Origin of the sequence: Cupriavidus basilensis (genome assembly GCF_029335485.1) — a bacterium.
In the GTDB taxonomy this organism is placed as follows: domain Bacteria; phylum Pseudomonadota; class Gammaproteobacteria; order Burkholderiales; family Burkholderiaceae; genus Cupriavidus; species Cupriavidus basilensis_E.
On sequence record NZ_JARJLM010000149.1, the window covers coordinates 1 to 15,748 of the forward strand.

The window sequence follows — 15,748 nt, forward strand, 5'->3', positions numbered from 1 at the left end:
CAGTTGCTCGCCATCTTCGGCCTGCCGCAGCAATTGCTGGCGCAAAGCGTCGGCGCGCTGGCAGCCGTCATCCCCGCGAAGCATGCGCGCGCCCTGCTGGCGCCGCCCGACGCCGCCACCATGGCGCTGGTCGAACGCACCGTGGCCTGGGTTGCCGAGCCCGGCAACCATCTGCTGACGCTGGCCGATGCGGCTTATCCCCGCCCCTTGCTTGACCTGTCCGACCCGCCCTTGATGCTGTATGTCAAAGGGCGGCTGGAAGCGCTTGGCGGGCCGGCGGTGGCCATGGTCGGCGCGCGCGGCGCCACCGTGCAGGGAGTGGAAGATGCGCGCCGCATTGCCCGCGCGCTGTCCGACGCGGGGCTGACGGTGGTGTCGGGGCTCGCGCTGGGCATCGATGGCGCCGCCCACGACGGCGCGCTGGACGGCATCGGCGGCACCGTGGCGGTGATCGGCACCGGCGCCGACCTGGTCTACCCTGCCCGCCATCGCGAGCTGGCCCATCGCATCGCCGCCCGTGGCGCCATCGTCAGCGAGTTTCCGCTCGGCGCGCCCGGCCGCAGCCATCATTTCCCGCAACGCAACCGCATCATCGCGGCGCTGGCGCGCGGCGTGCTGGTGGTGGAGGCGGCACCGCGCTCGGGATCGCTGATCACGGCGCGGCTGGCTGCCGAGCTGGGGCGCGATGTCTATGCCATTCCCGGCTCGATCCATGCGCCCACGTCCCGGGGCTGCCACCTGCTGATTCGCCAGGGCGCCAAGCTGGTGGAAACAGCGCAGGACGTCCTGGAGGAGCTGGGCATGGAGGGCGATGCCGCCCGGCCGGCCAGGGCGGCGCCGATGCCGGCCCTGGACGACCTCCTCGGCCAGGCGCTGACCCACGACCCGGTCACGCTCGATGCGCTGTGCGCCCGCACCGCCCTGCCGCCCGAGCGGGTGGCGGCCGCCTTGCTGGCGCTGGAGCTGTCGGGGACGGTGGAGCGCCTGCCAGGCAATGTCTATCGCCGGCTCGGCTGACCCTGGTGGCGGCAGGGCGCCGAAGCACGGATTTTTTGCCACCCGCTACAATCAAACGATTTCCCGTGCCTGAAAAGGCTCATGTTTACGCCATCATGACCGTTTACTTTCCCGAGCAGGACCCGGGCGCGATCGCCCAGGCGCTGGCAGCGCGTCCGCAAGGCCGCCTGGTGGCCTGCCTGTGCGCGGCGTGGTGCGGCACCTGCGGCGCCTACTTGAAGGCATTCACCGCACTGGCGGCGCGTTTTCCGGGCGATTGCTTCGTGTGGATCGATGTCGAAACCCATGCCGACCAGCTGGGCGATCTCGATATCGACAATTTCCCGACGGTGCTGGTGCAGCCGGCGGCCGGCGGGGCGCCGCAGTTCTATGGCACGCTGTTGCCGCACATCGAGGTGCTCGAGCGTATGCTTGCGCGCGGCGTGTCGATGCCGGCGATGCCTGGCGCTGAGGTGCCGGACGTGCATCAATGGCTGGCGCATGGCGCCAGCGGCACCTGAGCAGCGAGTGCTGGCCGGGGTGACCGCCGAGCCTTCACGGCCCGTTTGACATCCGCGCGGCGATCGGCTAGCTTGCACCGCCGTTGGAACCGCGCTTATTATTGGCGCCTCAAAGCCCCGAGCTCGCCGTCTACATATAGTGCAGAGCCTTTAGTGGCAATAATTCGCAGGCCGCCGGAGTGCGGCCAGCAAGGACCCGATCCAATGTCAAAAGCCCTCATCATCGCGGAAAAGCCATCGGTTGCGGCCGATATCGCCCGTGCCCTCGGGGGCTTTACCAAGCACGACGAATACTTCGAGAGTGACGAATTCGTACTTTCGTCGGCCGTCGGCCACCTGGTTGAAATCGCCGCCCCGGACGAGTACGAAGTAAAACGCGGCAAGTGGAGCTTCGCCAACCTGCCGGTGATCCCCCCGCATTTCGATCTGCGCCCGATCGCCAAGACCGAGTCGCGCCTCAAGGTGCTCAACCGCCTGATCAAGCGCAAGGACGTCACCGGCCTGGTGAACGCCTGCGACGCGGGGCGCGAGGGCGAACTGATCTTCCGCCTGATCCAGCAACAGGCCAAGGCCAAGCAGCCGGTGCAGCGCCTGTGGCTGCAGTCGATGACGCCGCAGGCGATCCGCGACGGCTTTGCCCGCCTGCGCGACGACGCTGACATGCTGCCGCTGGCCGACGCCGCGCGCTGCCGCTCCGAGGCCGACTGGCTGGTGGGCATCAACGGCACCCGCGCCATGACCGCCTTCAACAGCAAGGGCGGCGGCTTCTTCCTGACCACCGTGGGCCGGGTGCAGACCCCGACCCTGTCGATCGTGGTGGAGCGCGAAGAGAAGATCAAGAAGTTCGTCCCGCGCGACTACTGGGAAGTGCGCGCCGAGTTCATCGCCGCCGCCGGCCTCTACGAAGGCCGCTGGTTCGACCCCAAGTTCAAGAAGAACGAGTTCGATCCCGAAGCGCGCGAGTCGCGCCTGTGGAGCGAGGCCGAGGCCAAGAGCATCGTGGTGGCCTGCCGCGACAAGACCGGCACCGTCACCGAAGAGTCCAAGCCGTCGACGCAGCAGTCGCCGGCGCTGTTCGACCTGACCACGCTGCAGCGCGAGGCCAACTCGCGCTTCGGCTTCTCGGCCAAGAACACGCTCGGCCTGGCCCAGGCGCTGTACGAAAAGCACAAGGTGCTGACCTACCCGCGTACCGACGCCCGCGCGCTGCCCGAGGACTATCTGGACACGGTTAGGCAGACCATGGACATGCTGGCCGACAGCTCGCCCAACTACCTGCCGCACGCCAAGAAGGTCCTGTCCAGCGGGTGGATCAAGCCGAACAAGAAGATCTTCGACAACAGCAAGATCAGCGATCACTTCGCTATCATCCCGACGCTTCAGGCCCCGAAGAACCTGTCGGAGCCGGAGCAGAAGCTGTATGACCTGGTGGTGCGCCGCTTCCTGGCGGTGTTCTTCCCGGCGGCGGAGTTCCAGGTCACCACCCGCATCACCGAGGTGGCCGGCCATCATTTCAAGACCGAGGGCAAGGTCCTGGTCAACCCGGGCTGGCTGGTGGTCTACGGCCGCGAAGCCCAGGGCGACGACGCCAACCTGGTGGCGGTGGCCAAGGACGAACGCGTCAAGGTCGACAAGGTCGACAGCGTCGGCCTGACCACCAAGCCGCCCGCACGCTACAACGAAGCCACGCTGCTGTCCGCCATGGAAGGCGCCGGCAAGCTGGTGGACGACGACGCGCTGCGCGAGGCCATGGCCGGCAAGGGCCTCGGCACTCCGGCCACGCGCGCTGCCATCATCGAAGGCCTGCTGGCCGAAAAATACCTGGTGCGCGAAGGGCGGGAACTGATCCCGACCGCCAAGGCCTTCCAGCTGATGACGCTGCTGCGCGGCCTGGGCGTGCAGGAACTGACCCAGGCCGAACTGACCGGCGAATGGGAGCACAAGCTGTCGCAGATCGAGCGCGGCGGGTTGAAGCGGGACGAATTCATGCGCGAGATCGCGCAGATGACGCAGCAGATCGTCAAGCGCGCCAAGGAATACGACAGCGACACCATCCCGGGCGAGTACGCCACGCTGGCTACGCCGTGCCCGCAATGCGGCAGCCAGGTCAAGGAGAACTACCGCCGCTTTGCCTGCACCGGCTGCGAGTTCTCGATCAGCAAGATCCCGGGCGGCCGCCAGTTCGAGATCGATGAGGTCGAAGAACTGCTGCTGAAGAAGGAAATCGGTCCGCTGCAAGGCTTCCGTAGCAAGATGGGCCGGCCCTTCGCCGCCATCCTGAAGCTGGGCAAGGACGACGAAGGCCATTACAAGATGGAGTTCGACTTCGGCCAGAACGACGACGACAACGACGGCGAGCCGGTCGATTTCAGTGGCCAGGAGCCGGTTGGCACCTGTCCCAAGTGCAGCGGCGCGGTGTTCGAGCACGGCATGAAATACGTGTGCGAGAACTCGGTGGCCAGTCCCAAGACCTGCGACTTCACCACCGGCAAGATCATCCTGCAGCAGGAAATCTCGCGCGAGCAGATCGGCAAGCTGCTGGACGCGGGCCGCACCGACCTGCTGACCGGCTTCAAGTCGTCGCGCACCGGCCGCAACTTCAAGGCCTTCCTGGTCAAGCAGCCGGACGGCAAGATCGGCTTCGAGTTCGAGGCGCGCGAGCCCAAGGCAGGGGCCAAGACGGCCGCCAAGGGCGCCGCGGCCAAGACCGCGTCGGCCAAGACTGGCGGCGAGGGCGAGCAGGCTGCTGAAAAGGCGGGCAAGGCCGCCGCCAAGGCGCCGGCCAGGAAGGCGGCCGCGGCCAAGAAGACACCGGCGGCCAAGAAGGCGCCGGCCAAAACCGCGGCCAAGACCGCCACGGGCAAGTCCCGCGCCGGCGGCGAAGCAACGGCGGACGCCGAGGAGTAAGGTGCCGCGGGGGCCGGCGTCCGGCCGGTTCCCCGCGCTACCCCTTATTCCTCCTCTTTGCCGCGCGCAAGACCCTCTTCCAGCAGGAAGTCGATAAAGGCGCGCACCTTGGTCGGCAGGAACTTGCGGCTGGGATAGACCACGCTGATATCGCGCTTCGGCAGCTGGTACTGTGGCAGGATGTGCATCAGCCGCCCTGCCTCGATATTGGGCCGTGCCAGGTAGGACGACAGCATCGCCACCCCCATGTCGGCCAGCGCCGCCTGGTGTGCCAGCTCGGCATTGCTGCACAGCAGGCCGGGCCGGATCGGCACCGTCACCTCGCCCTCCGGGCCCGACAGCGTCCATTCATGCTCCGCCGTGGGAATCCGCATCGCGATGCAGCGATGGTTGGTCAGCTCGTGCGCGTGGCGCAGCGGCGGATGCTGGCGCAGGTAGCCGGGCGAGGCGCACAGGATGATCTCGGCCGAGATCAGCGGGCGCGCCACCAGGTGCGAACCCAGCCCCAGGTCCGACAACACCACGCCCACGTCGCGCCCCTCCTCCACGATATCGACGATGCGGTCCGATAACAGCACGTCGAACACCACGTCGGGATACATGGACTGGAAATGCGCCAGCGCGGCCGGCAGCAGATGCAGGCCGAACATGACCGGCGTGACCAGCCGCAAGGTGCCGGAGAGCGACTGGCTGCGCGCCGTCACCACGGACTCCGCCTCCTCCACATCCTCCAGTATCTGCTGGCAGCGCTGCAGGTAGGTCTCGCCGGCATCGGTCAGCGACAGGCTGCGGGTGGTGCGGTTGAGCAGCCGCGTACCCAGGTGGCTTTCCAGGTCGGCCACGTAGCGCGTCACGACCGCGTTGGACATTTCCAATTGCTGCGCTGCACGTGCGAAGCTGCCCAGCTCAACCACTTTGGAAAAGACACGCATCGATTGCAGCCGGTCCATGACATAGTCTCCAGTCTTGTCCGCGAATTTTTACGGAAAGCGGGTTGTTTGTTGTTGAAACTACAACTAATCATTGTCTGAGGCAATATTTATTCATATGAGGGAAATGCCTAATATGAAGCCATCGGATGCCGCATTGCAGCGAAGGCTGCTGAGAAGACTAGGCGTCCCGCCTGTGGAAAGGATTGATGATGAAAACCCAACGTTACGCCCTGATCGCCGCTGCCGCCACGCTCGCCGCCGCCCTGTCGGCCGCGCCAGCCTTCGCCAAGACCGGCAAGTTCGACCCCTACACCGATGGCGCCCGCGCTACCCAGACCTCGGTCTACAGCAACGGCGGCAAGGCCGGCAAGTTCGACAGCTTCACCGACGGCGCCCGTGCCGGCAAGTTCGACCCGTTCACGGACGGCGCCAAGGCTGGCAAGTTCGACCCGTACACCGACGGCGCCAAGGCCGGCAAGTTCGACGTATTCACCGACGGCGCCTCGGCCCTGTAAGCCAGGCTCCCCGTCGGCAGGAATCGCCTTGTTGTGGCGATTTAGCCGCTTTCGGCTGATCTCCACAGGCCGGCGGGGGGAGAGTGCAAACTCTCTCTCCGTACTCATTGGAGGACATGCCCGTACCCTGCCGGTACGGGCATGTTTGTTTTTGCGCGCCGTCTTGTTTTATCCGATGCCCCTGCCCGTGCCTTTCCCGCGGCTGCGCGGGTCCGGCCCAAGCCTGCCAGGCAGGTGATGCATGATACGCTCAGAATGACATCCAGTGCCTGGCTGCCTCGCCGCCTTGCCTGAAGCGTGAGGCGCCGGGCGCCGCGGCAATAGAAAAACGGGCCACGAATGGCCCGTTTTTCCGTATTGCCGGCACTGCGTGCCGGCTACCTGCACGCGGGGAAGATAGCCCCGCCGGCAGATCAGTCGTCGTGGCGGTGACCCCGGCCGTGCTTGCGCTTGTAGCCGCTGCGGTAGTAGCGGTCGTCACGGTAGCCGCGGCCGCGTTCTTCCGCATAGGAGTTGCTGCGCGAGACATTGCCGCCCAGCGCGGCACCCGCGCCGCCACCGACGGCAGCGCCCAGCAGGCCGCCGGTGCGGCCGCCCATGGCATTGCCTGCCGCCGTGCCGGCACCGCCGCCCAGCGCGCCGCCGACGATGGCGCCGGTGCGCTCGCGGCGGTTGGAGGTGACCGCGCCGCCGGCGCCGCCGCCAACCGCGCCGCCGATCACGGCGCCGGTCGAGCCGCCGAGTGCGCCGCCCACTGCCGCGCCGGCGACACCGCCCAGTGCGCCGCCGAGGGCATTGTTCATATCGCCCGCGAACACCGGCAGCGCGGATGCCGCCAGGGCGATGGCCAGGGTGAAACTGCGAACGGTGTGGCGAGCCATGTTCTTATTCCTTGGATTAGCAACGATGACGCAAGTGTAGAGAGGTCGCCGCGGACTTGCTGTAACGACGTGTAAGGCACTGTAACTGTTGCGGAAACGCAAAGCGGGCCGCCTTTGCAGGCGGCCCGCCGGCCGTATCGCGCACGCGTCACGCTGGGTTCAGCAGCACTTGCCCTGCCCCCCTCCGTAGCGCGCCTCCTGCCGTTCGCGGAAGAATTCCTCGTACGTCATGGGGGCGCGGTCGGGGTGGGTGCTTTCCATGTGCGCCACATAGGTCTGGTAGTCCGGCAAACCCACCATCAGGCGCAGGGACTGGCCCAGATAGCGCCCCATGGATCCAAGTTGCTCGAGCATGATGGTTCTCCTGTTTGCGGATGCCGGGATTGCCTGCGCGGACTCAATGCTGCGCCGAGGCCGATGCGGGCATCGGTTCGAACGGCGTTTCGCGGTCGGTCGGGCGGTTCACCGCGCGCGCCTGCATCGCGGTCTTGAAGCCGTAGAACACGATCGACAGCACCACGAACATGAACAGCGCGCACAGGCCGGCATCCAGGTAATCGTTGAAGACGATGCGTTGCATCTGCTCCATCGACTTGGCCGGGGCCAGCACCTTGCCCTGGGCGATGGCGTCGCTGAACCTGCGCGCATGGGTCAGGAAGCTGACCTTGGGGTCGCCGTCGAACAGCTTCTGCCAGCCGGCGGTCAGCGTGCAGATCAGCAGCCACACCGTGGGCAGCAGCGTGACCCAGGCGTACTGGCCGCGCTTCATCTTGACCAGCACGCAGGTGCCGAGCACCAGCGCCACGGCGGCCAGCATCTGGTTGGAGATGCCGAACAGCGGCCACAGCGTGTTGATGCCGCCCAGCGGGTCGACCACGCCCTGGTACAGGAAGTAGCCCCAGGCCGCCACGCACAGCGCGGTGGCGATCAGGTTGGCCGGCAGCGAATCGGTGCGCCGGAAGGCGGGCACGAAGCTGCCCAGCAGGTCCTGCAGCATGAAGCGGCCGGCACGGGTGCCCGCGTCCACCGCGGTGAGGATGAACAGCGCCTCGAACAGGATGGCGAAGTGATACCAGAACGCCATCATGGCCTGGCCGCCCACCACCTGGTGCAGGATGTGGGCAATGCCCACCGCCAGCGTGGGCGCGCCGCCGGCGCGCGAGATGATGGTGTTCTCGCCGACATCCTTGGCGGTCTGGATCAGCACGTCCGGCGTGATCACGAAGCCCCAGCCCGATACCACCTGCGCCACGGATTCCGGCGAAGTGCCGATCACCGCCGCCGGGCTGTTCATGGCGAAGTACACGCCCGGCTCGATCACCGAAGCGGCCACCAGCGCCATGATGGCGACGAAGGATTCGGCCAGCATCGCACCGTAGCCGATGAAGCGCATATGCGATTCATTTTCCAGCAGCTTGGGCGTGGTGCCCGACGAGATCAGCGCGTGGAAGCCCGACACCGAGCCGCAGGCGATGGTGATGAAGAGGAAGGGGAACAGGTTGCCCGACCACACCGGCCCGCCGCCCTGGGCGAACTGCGTGAAGGCCGGCATCTTCAGCTGCGGCGCCACGATCACGATGCCGATGGCCAGCGCGATGATGGTGCCGATCTTGAGGAAAGTGGAGAGATAGTCGCGCGGGGCCAGCAGCAGCCATACCGGCAGTACGGCGGCGATAAAGCCGTAGATGATCAGCATCCACGTCAGCGCCTTGCCGTCATAGGTGAACAGCGGCGCCAGCACGGCGCTCTCGTGCACATACTGGCCGCCGATGATGGCGAGCATCAGCAGCACGAAACCGATCACCGACACCTCGCCGATGCGGCCCGGACGGATGTAGCGGGTGTACAGGCCCATGAAGATGGCGATGGGAATCGTCACCGCCACCGTGAAGGTGCCCCAGGGCGAGCCGGCCAGCGCCTTCACCACGATCAGGGCCAGCACCGCCAGGATGATGATCATGATCATGAAGCAGCCGAACAGCGCGATCATGCCGGGCACCGTGCCCATCTCGGACTTGATCAGGTCGCCCAGCGAGCGGCCGTCGCGGCGGGTGGAGATAAACAGGATCATGAAGTCCTGCACCGCGCCGGCAAACACCACGCCGGCCAGGATCCACAGCATGCCGGGCATATAGCCCATCTGCGCGGCGAGCACAGGGCCCACCAGGGGGCCGGCGCCGGCGATGGCGGCGAAGTGGTGGCCGAACAGCACCGCCTTGTTGGTCGGCACGTAGTCCAGGCCGTCGTTGTGGCGCCAGGCCGGTGTCATGCGCCTGGGATCCAGCTGCATCACCTTGTCGGCGATGAACTTGCTGTAGTAGCGGTAGGCGATCAGATAGATACAGACCGCGGCGACCACGATCCACAAGGCACTGACGGCTTCGCCGCGCGACAGTGCAACGGTGGCAAAGGCGAAGGCGCCAAGGATGGCGACGGCCAGCCACACCAGGTGTTGCCCGATGCGATTCATGATGAGGGTCTCCTCAGACCATTTTTAGGAAGCCAGCGGCGGCAGGGCCGGCAAGCAAGGGGGACACGCCAGGTGTCCCCGGAGGGCGGCGGACGAAGGGGGCGGGGTGTGCTTGTCTCCTGCCCGGTCTTTCGCCGGCGCCCGGCATGTCTCGCAAGATCCGGATCTGGTCGTCGCAGGCGGGCATGCGCCCAGCATAGACGAGGCTGGCCGCACGTACTGCGCAGGACGCATGCAATACACCGCATGAGCAGCGCCACCGCGTCCGGCGTGTAGTATTGACACCTGCTCCTTTCGGCACAAGCGCGGAACTACGCAGCGGGTCTGCGTGGTATTACGTAGATCGACGATCGCATGCCGCCTGCGCGTCATCCGTGTTTACCCCGTGTGTATCCCGTGTCCGCTCCCGTTTTGATGAAACTCCGTCAGAAGATCCTGCTGCTGGCCGTTGCGCCGCTTGCGCTGGCCATGTTCGGCATCGCGCTGACCGTGCGCTACCAGGCCACCGAGCTGGCGCGGCATGAACGCGTCCTGGTCGAGGCGGCCTACCTGCAAAGCAAGGAAACCGAGTTGCGCCACTACGTGGAACTGGCGCAGAGCGCGATCGCGCCGATGGTGCGTTCGGGCCGCGCCGACGCCGCCACCCGGGACGCCGCGATGCAGGCGCTGGCGCGGCTCGACTATGGCCAGGACGGCTACTTCTTCCTCTACGACCTGCAAGGCCGCAACCTGATGCACCCGCGCCAGCCCGAACTGGTGGGGCAGGATCTGTGGAGCCTGCGCGACCCGCAGGGCGCGCTTACCATCCAGCGGCTGATTGCCGCGGCCCGCGCGGGCGGCGGTTCGGTGCGCTATATGTGGAAGAAGCCTTCCTCGCAGCAAGTGGCCCCCAAGCTGGGCTACGTGGTGGCCGTGCCGGAATGGAACTGGATGCTGGGGACCGGCATCTACCTCGACGACGTCGAGCGCACCCTGCGCCGGCTCGATGCGCGGGCCGAGACCGACATCCGCGAAACCATGGCGTGGATCGGCGTGATCGCGGCGATCAGCATCCTGCTGGTCGCGGCCAGCGGCCTCGCCCTCAATGTGAGCGAGCACCGCGAGGCCGATGCCAAGCTGCGGCAGCTGGCGCAGCGCGTGGTGCAGTCGCAGGAAGAGGAGCGCGCGCGCCTGTCGCGCGAGCTGCATGACGGCATCAGCCAGTTGCTGGTGTCGGTCAAGCTGCTGCTGGAGACCGCCGCCAACCGCCTGCGCCTGGCGCCGCCGCCGGAGGGCGCATCGGTCGCGCCCGTGCTGGGCATGGCGCTGATCCGGCTGGACACGGTATTCAACGAAGTGCGCCGGGTGGCGCGCAACCTGCGCCCCGCCCTGCTCGACGATCTCGGCCTGTTTGCCGCGCTCGAGCACCTTGCCCGCGAGATGCAGGAAGGCAGCGGCCTGCGGATTACGGTATCGCGCACCGGCACACCGCGCGAACTGGCCGACGAGCAGGCCACCGCGCTATTCCGGATTGCCCAGGAGGCGCTGACAAATGTGGAGCGTCATGCCCATGCAAACCAGGTCACCCTGGTGCTGGCGTTCGACGCCGATGCCACCCGGCTGACGGTGCAGGACGATGGCGCCGGCTTCGACGTGGCGCGCATGCAGCACGATCCCCGGCGCGGCATCGGCCTGCGCAACCTGCGCGAACGCGTCGCCGCGCTGGGCGGCGAGTTCGACATCGTCTCGGAGCCGGGCGCGACCCGCCTGAGCGCCGCGGTGCCGGCCGTGCGCGCGGGCGCCGCCTTGCCAGACCCAGCTACCACGATCGCCGCCCAACCCGCGCCCCGCCGGGACGCCTCAGGAAACACAGAATCATGACCCAAGCCCCCGCCCGTGTCCTGCTGATCGACGACCACGCGCTGGTGCGCGACGGCATGCGCATGCGCCTGGGCCTGCAGCCCGAACTCACGGTGGTGGGAGAAGCCGACGACGGCGAGGCCGCACTGGCCTGGTTATCCCGGGCCGGCCACGACTGCATGCCGGACCTGGTCATCACCGATATCGCCATGCGCGGCATGGGCGGCATAGCGCTGGCCGCCGCGCTGCACGAGGACTACCCCGAGCTGGCCGTGCTGATGGTATCGATGCACGACAACCTCGAGTACGTGCGCCAGGCGATCCGTGCCGGGGCTCGGGGCTATGTGCTCAAGGATGCGCCTGCCGACGAGCTGATGGCGGCCATTGCCGCGGTGCTGGCCGGCCGCGTCTTCTACAGTGCGCGCATCGCCCGCAGCATGGCCGAACAGACGCCGGCCGCCGGTCCGCTCGATGCGCTGACCCCGCGCGAGCGCGATATCCTGAACTGCATCGGCCGCGGCCAGGCCAACAAGGACATCGCCGCAGCGCTGGGGCTATCGGTGCGCACCATCGAGACCCACCGGCTCAACCTGCGGCGCAAGCTCGGCATCGAAGGCCGGGCCGAACTGGTGAAGTATGCGGTGGAACATGGGGGCGGCGACGGCGGCCCGATTGGTGCTTGATTGGTGCCGGCGTGCCCCTTTTGTATTCTTTCCTGCTGAGCGGGCACGGCCGCGCCAATGAAAAAGCCCCCGTTTCCGGGGGCTCGTTCAACATGAGCGGGTAGCCGGGCCTTGCGGCCCGGCTACGAGCCACTCAGCTGCTCAGCTGGCCAGGCGCTTGGCCAGCGCTTCCTTGGCTTCCACCAGGGCTTGCGGCAGGTTGTGCTTGAGCTGCGTGAACAGCTCGTCATGCAGTTTCAGCTCCTGCTGCCAGGCGGCGTGGTCGATCGAGGTGACTTGCTCGAACTGCTGCTGGGTGAAGTCCAGGCCTGCCCAGTTCAGGTCGCCGTAGCCCGGCGAGGTGCCGAACACGTGGTCGGTACCCTGGCCACGGCCCTCGACGCGGTCGATCATCCACGACATCACGCGCATGTTCTCGCCGAAGCCCGGCCACACGAAGTTGCCGTCCGCGTCCTTGCGGAACCAGTTGACGCAATAGATCCTGGGCAGCTTGGCGCCGGCGGCTTCGAGCTTCTTGCCCAGCGCCAGCCAGTGGCCGAAGTAGTCGCTCATGTTGTAGCCGCAGAACGGCAGCATGGCGAACGGGTCGCGGCGCACCACGCCTTGCTGGCCGGCAGCGGCGGCGGTGGTTTCCGAGCCCATGGTGGCGGCCATGTAGACGCCTTCGGTCCAGTTGCGGGCCTCGGTCACCAGCGGCACCGTGGTGGAGCGGCGGCCGCCGAAGATGAAGGCATCGATGCCGACGCCGGCCGGGTTGTCCCAGTTATCGTCGATCGACGGGCACTGCACGGCCGGCGCGGTGAAGCGGGCGTTCGGGTGGGCGGCCTTGGCGCCGGTTTCCTTGGCGATGGCCGGCGTCCAGTCCTTGCCTTGCCAGTCGATCAGGTGGGCCGGGGCTTCCTTGCTCATGCCTTCCCACCACACGTCGCCGTCGTCGGTCAGCGCCACATTGGTGAAGATGACGTTTTCCTTGAGGGTGGCCATCGCGTTGAAGTTGGTCTTCTCGCTGGTGCCCGGGGCCACGCCGAAATAGCCGGCTTCCGGATTGATGGCGTACAGGCGGCCGTCCTGGCCCGGCTTGATCCAGGCGATATCGTCGCCGATGGTGGTGACCTTCCAGCCTTCGAAGCCCTTGGGCGGGATCAGCATGGCGAAGTTGGTCTTGCCGCAGGCGGACGGGAAGGCGGCAGCCACATGGTATTTCTTGCCCTCGGGCGAGGTCACGCCCAGGATCAGCATGTGCTCGGCCAGCCAGCCTTCATCGCGGCCCATGGTGGATGCGATACGCAGTGCGAAACACTTCTTGCCGAGCAGTGCATTGCCGCCGTAGCCCGAGCCGTAGGACCAGATCTCGCGGGTTTCCGGGAAATGGACGATGTACTTGGTGGGGTTGCACGGCCACGGCACGTCTTTCTCGCCGGCGGCCAGGGGTTTGCCCACGGTATGCACGCAGGGCACGAACTCGCCGTCGGTGCCGAGCACGTCGAATACGGCACGGCCCATGCGGGTCATGATGCGCATATTGACGGCAACATAGGGCGAATCGGACAGTTCCACGCCGATATGGGCGATCGGCGAACCCAGCGGGCCCATCGAGAACGGCACCACGTACAGGGTGCGGCCGCGCATGCAGCCGTCGAACAGGCCGGACAGCGTCTGGCGCATTTCCGCCGGGGCGGTCCAGTTATTGGTGGGACCGGCGTCTTCCTTCTTCTGCGAGCAGATGAAGGTGCGGTCTTCGACACGTGCCACGTCGGACGGATCGGACAGCGCCAGGAACGAGTTCTTGCGCTTGGCCGGGTTGAGGCGCTTCATGGTGCCGGCGGCGACCATTTGCTCGCACAGGCGGTCGTACTCTTCCTGCGAGCCGTCGCACCAGTAGATATTGTCGGGCTTGGCAAGGGCGGCGAACTCGGCGACCCAGCCGATCAGCTTCTGGTGCTTGACCCAGGTCGGAACGTTGAGTGCGGGCGTGCCCTGCATGGTGGGGTGGTTCATACTGCAACTCCAAAGCGTAGAAAGAATTCCTGCAAAGCCTGGCTGGCTGCCGTAGCGGGAAATGGCCGGCGGCGGCCCCATTTCCAGAGCAGACCCCGGCGCGGCGCCAAGGGTTCCGCACCGGCGCCGCGTGGGGCGGCTCGGGCCAGGATCGACACATCCCGTTACAACTCCGCTGCGACCGGTACTGCGCAAAAAGTCGCGACAGGCCCCGTGGCTGCGCTACAGTGGCGCTGCGCCTTTGGCGGGGCCGGGCAGGCTTTGTCCGAGACGGTCCGGGTCATGGGAGCAGGGCTCGACCGACAATCCCGGACGGCATCGGAACCGGCAAGGATACCACCGCCGCACGCCGCTGTTTTTTGCTCCGCAGCAATGTCCGTGCAAGATTGTGGCCTGGCCGCACCGCCTCCTTCACATGTCTGGTGCCGCACTTTCAGCGTGGCGCCCGATTGTTCCCGCTGCGCACCTCACCCAGCGCGGTGTTGCGCGGCAGGTAAAAAAAACTATACCGTTGATGGGCGCGCTGCTCTGTGGCCGCGCACACCTTACATTAGCCAAACTAGAGTTTCCGATGAAGATTGCCGTACTCGACGATTATCAGGATGCCGTACGAAAACTGACGTGTTTCAGCCTGCTCGACGGCCACGATGTCAAGGTGTTCAACAACACAGTCAAGGGTGTCGGCCAGCTGGCCGCGCGCCTGTCGGACGTGGAAGCGGTGGTGCTGATCCGTGAACGTTCCCGCATTACCCGTCAACTTCTGGAAAAACTGCCCAAGCTCAAGATCATCAGCCAGACCGGCCGCGTGGGTGGGCATGTGGACCTCGACGCCTGTACCGAGCGCGGCGTGGCGGTGCTGGAAGGCGCAGGCTCGCCGGTGGCGCCGGCCGAACTGACCTGGGCCCTGATCATGGCGGCGCAGCGCCGCATTCCCCAGTATGTGGCCAGCCTCAAGCACGGCGCCTGGCAGCAGTCCGGCCTCAAGTCCACCACCATGCCGCCCAACTTCGGGCTGGGCCAGGTGCTGCGAGGCCAGACCCTGGGCATCTGGGGCTACGGCAAGATCGGCAGGCTGCTGGCGGGCTACGGCCGTGCCTTCGGCATGAACGTGCTGGTGTGGGGGCGTGAGAATTCGCAGAAGAGCGCGCGTGAGGACGGCCTGGCCGTGGCCGGCTCGCAGGAGCAATTGTTTGCCGAGAGCGATGTGCTGACGCTGCACCTGCGCCTGGCCGACGAGACCCGCGGGCTGGTCAAGCTGGCCGATCTCACCCGCATGAAGCCGACCGCGCTGTTCGTCAACACCAGCCGTGCCGAGTTGGTCGAGGAGAACGCCCTGCTGACCGCGCTCAACCGCGGCCGTCCCGGCATGGCGGCGGTCGACGTGTTCGAGTCCGAACCCATCCTGCAGGGCCACGCCCTGCTGCGCATGGAAAACTGCATCTGCACGCCACACCTGGGCTACGTGGAACGCGAAAGCTACGAGATGTACTTCCGCATTGCCTTCCAGAACATCCTCGACGTGCTGTCCGGCAAGCATGACAGCATCGCCAATCCCAAGGCGCTGACCCCGGCGCTGTCGCGCTAGGCACTGGCCCCTGCGGCGGGCGCGCGGCAAGCAATCAGGGCTTGCCGCGGAATACCCAGAATTTGGCGGCGAGGAAGTTGAACACCAGGCCGCAGCCCGTGCCGAAGGCGACGGCCAGCAGCGGTGCCCAGGCGGCGGCGGGCAGGTGCGGGATCGCGATGCTGTAGGCGGCCAGGTTGATCGCGCCGCCAGCCGACATGGCCGCCAGGTAGCGCCACCACTCATGCCAGGCCGATTCTCCCGGCCGGGTCGGGAATGTAAGGCGCCGATTGATGCGCCAGGTCACGAAGACCGCGGCCAGGAAGGACAGCAGGCGTCCGGCGTAATGGCCTGCACCGAGCGCAAGCGCGCAGTACAGCACGACGCTGTCGACGGCAAACCCGCTAGCGCCGGCCAGGGCGAATGTCGCCAGTTGCCGGCG

At 66.8% G+C, this 15,748-nt stretch carries 13 protein-coding genes; 7 read left to right on the forward strand and 6 right to left on the reverse strand.

All coding sequences use genetic code 11. The annotated features are described in order from the left end of the window. From dprA to P3W85_RS08540, 3 genes are all read left to right on the forward strand, one after another. A partial coding sequence (gene dprA / locus P3W85_RS08530; RefSeq protein ID WP_276264447.1) for a DNA-processing protein DprA occupies positions 1–1,017 on the forward strand: 1,017 nt, incomplete at its 5' end. 95 nt (positions 1,018–1,112) lie between these two features. Beyond that, the gene (locus P3W85_RS08535) at positions 1,113–1,517 is read left to right on the forward strand and encodes a thioredoxin family protein (RefSeq protein WP_276264448.1); all 405 of its coding nucleotides are present in this window, start codon (positions 1,113–1,115) and stop codon (positions 1,515–1,517) included. 204 nt (positions 1,518–1,721) lie between these two features. Then, positions 1,722–4,424: a DNA topoisomerase III gene (locus tag P3W85_RS08540; RefSeq protein WP_276264449.1), complete on the forward strand. Its 2,703-nt coding sequence runs from the start codon at positions 1,722–1,724 to the stop codon at positions 4,422–4,424. Between the two features lie 44 nt (positions 4,425–4,468). Here the strand turns inward: P3W85_RS08540 and P3W85_RS08545 are convergent, their stop codons facing one another. Beyond that, on the reverse strand, positions 4,469–5,374 hold the full coding sequence (locus P3W85_RS08545; protein ID WP_276264450.1) for a LysR family transcriptional regulator: 906 nt from the start codon (positions 5,372–5,374) through the stop codon (positions 4,469–4,471). Between the two features lie 188 nt (positions 5,375–5,562). Between P3W85_RS08545 and P3W85_RS08550 the strand changes: the two genes are divergently transcribed. After that, the gene (locus tag P3W85_RS08550) at positions 5,563–5,871 is read left to right on the forward strand and encodes a hypothetical protein (protein WP_017225401.1); all 309 of its coding nucleotides are present in this window, start codon (positions 5,563–5,565) and stop codon (positions 5,869–5,871) included. 413 nt (positions 5,872–6,284) lie between these two features. Here P3W85_RS08550 and P3W85_RS08555 read toward each other — a convergent pair whose 3' ends face one another. The 3 genes from P3W85_RS08555 to P3W85_RS08565 all read right to left on the reverse strand — a co-directional run bounded on the left by P3W85_RS08555 (position 6,285) and on the right by P3W85_RS08565 (position 9,222). Continuing rightward, positions 6,285–6,752 (reverse strand): hypothetical protein, encoded by a 468-nt coding sequence (locus tag P3W85_RS08555; protein ID WP_276264451.1) that lies wholly within the window; start codon positions 6,750–6,752, stop codon positions 6,285–6,287. Between the two features lie 159 nt (positions 6,753–6,911). Then, the gene (locus P3W85_RS08560; protein WP_017225451.1) at positions 6,912–7,106 is read right to left on the reverse strand and encodes a YbdD/YjiX family protein; all 195 of its coding nucleotides are present in this window, start codon (positions 7,104–7,106) and stop codon (positions 6,912–6,914) included. A 43-nt stretch (positions 7,107–7,149) separates the two neighbouring features. Then, complete coding sequence (locus P3W85_RS08565) at positions 7,150–9,222, reverse strand: carbon starvation CstA family protein (protein WP_017225452.1); 2,073 nt, start codon at positions 9,220–9,222, stop codon at positions 7,150–7,152. A 414-nt stretch (positions 9,223–9,636) separates the two neighbouring features. Between P3W85_RS08565 and P3W85_RS08570 the strand changes: the two genes are divergently transcribed. Together P3W85_RS08570 and P3W85_RS08575 are read left to right on the forward strand one after the other, a co-directional pair. Next, positions 9,637–11,082 (forward strand): cache domain-containing protein, encoded by a 1,446-nt coding sequence (locus P3W85_RS08570; RefSeq protein WP_276264452.1) that lies wholly within the window; start codon positions 9,637–9,639, stop codon positions 11,080–11,082. Then, positions 11,079–11,744 (forward strand): response regulator, encoded by a 666-nt coding sequence (locus tag P3W85_RS08575; RefSeq protein ID WP_276264453.1) that lies wholly within the window; start codon positions 11,079–11,081, stop codon positions 11,742–11,744. Before P3W85_RS08570 ends, P3W85_RS08575 begins: the two co-directional genes overlap by 4 nt. Before the next feature lie 141 nt (positions 11,745–11,885). On the opposite strand, the gene P3W85_RS08580 is transcribed toward P3W85_RS08575, so the two are convergent. Beyond that, on the reverse strand, positions 11,886–13,742 hold the full coding sequence (locus P3W85_RS08580; protein WP_276264454.1) for a phosphoenolpyruvate carboxykinase (GTP): 1,857 nt from the start codon (positions 13,740–13,742) through the stop codon (positions 11,886–11,888). Positions 13,743–14,313: 571 nt separating this feature from the next. Between P3W85_RS08580 and P3W85_RS08585 the strand changes: the two genes are divergently transcribed. Then, the gene (locus P3W85_RS08585) at positions 14,314–15,327 is read left to right on the forward strand and encodes a D-2-hydroxyacid dehydrogenase family protein (protein ID WP_017229761.1); all 1,014 of its coding nucleotides are present in this window, start codon (positions 14,314–14,316) and stop codon (positions 15,325–15,327) included. A gap of 34 nt (positions 15,328–15,361) precedes the next feature. Here the strand turns inward: P3W85_RS08585 and P3W85_RS08590 are convergent. Further along, a partial coding sequence (locus P3W85_RS08590) for a GtrA family protein (protein ID WP_276264455.1) occupies positions 15,362–15,748 on the reverse strand: 387 nt, incomplete at its 5' end.

Coding starts and splice junctions, on each gene's coding strand:
- P3W85_RS08535 (WP_276264448.1), top strand. CDS start 1,113: ATGACCGTTTACTTTCCCGAGCAGGACCCGGGCGCGATCGCCCAGGCG.
- P3W85_RS08540 (WP_276264449.1), top strand. CDS start 1,722: ATGTCAAAAGCCCTCATCATCGCGGAAAAGCCATCGGTTGCGGCCGAT.
- P3W85_RS08545 (WP_276264450.1), bottom strand. CDS start 5,374: ATGGACCGGCTGCAATCGATGCGTGTCTTTTCCAAAGTGGTTGAGCTG.
- P3W85_RS08550 (WP_017225401.1), top strand. CDS start 5,563: ATGATGAAAACCCAACGTTACGCCCTGATCGCCGCTGCCGCCACGCTC.
- P3W85_RS08555 (WP_276264451.1), bottom strand. CDS start 6,752: ATGGCTCGCCACACCGTTCGCAGTTTCACCCTGGCCATCGCCCTGGCG.
- P3W85_RS08560 (WP_017225451.1), bottom strand. CDS start 7,106: ATGCTCGAGCAACTTGGATCCATGGGGCGCTATCTGGGCCAGTCCCTG.
- P3W85_RS08565 (WP_017225452.1), bottom strand. CDS start 9,222: ATGAATCGCATCGGGCAACACCTGGTGTGGCTGGCCGTCGCCATCCTT.
- P3W85_RS08570 (WP_276264452.1), top strand. CDS start 9,637: ATGAAACTCCGTCAGAAGATCCTGCTGCTGGCCGTTGCGCCGCTTGCG.
- P3W85_RS08575 (WP_276264453.1), top strand. CDS start 11,079: ATGACCCAAGCCCCCGCCCGTGTCCTGCTGATCGACGACCACGCGCTG.
- P3W85_RS08580 (WP_276264454.1), bottom strand. CDS start 13,742: ATGAACCACCCCACCATGCAGGGCACGCCCGCACTCAACGTTCCGACC.
- P3W85_RS08585 (WP_017229761.1), top strand. CDS start 14,314: ATGAAGATTGCCGTACTCGACGATTATCAGGATGCCGTACGAAAACTG.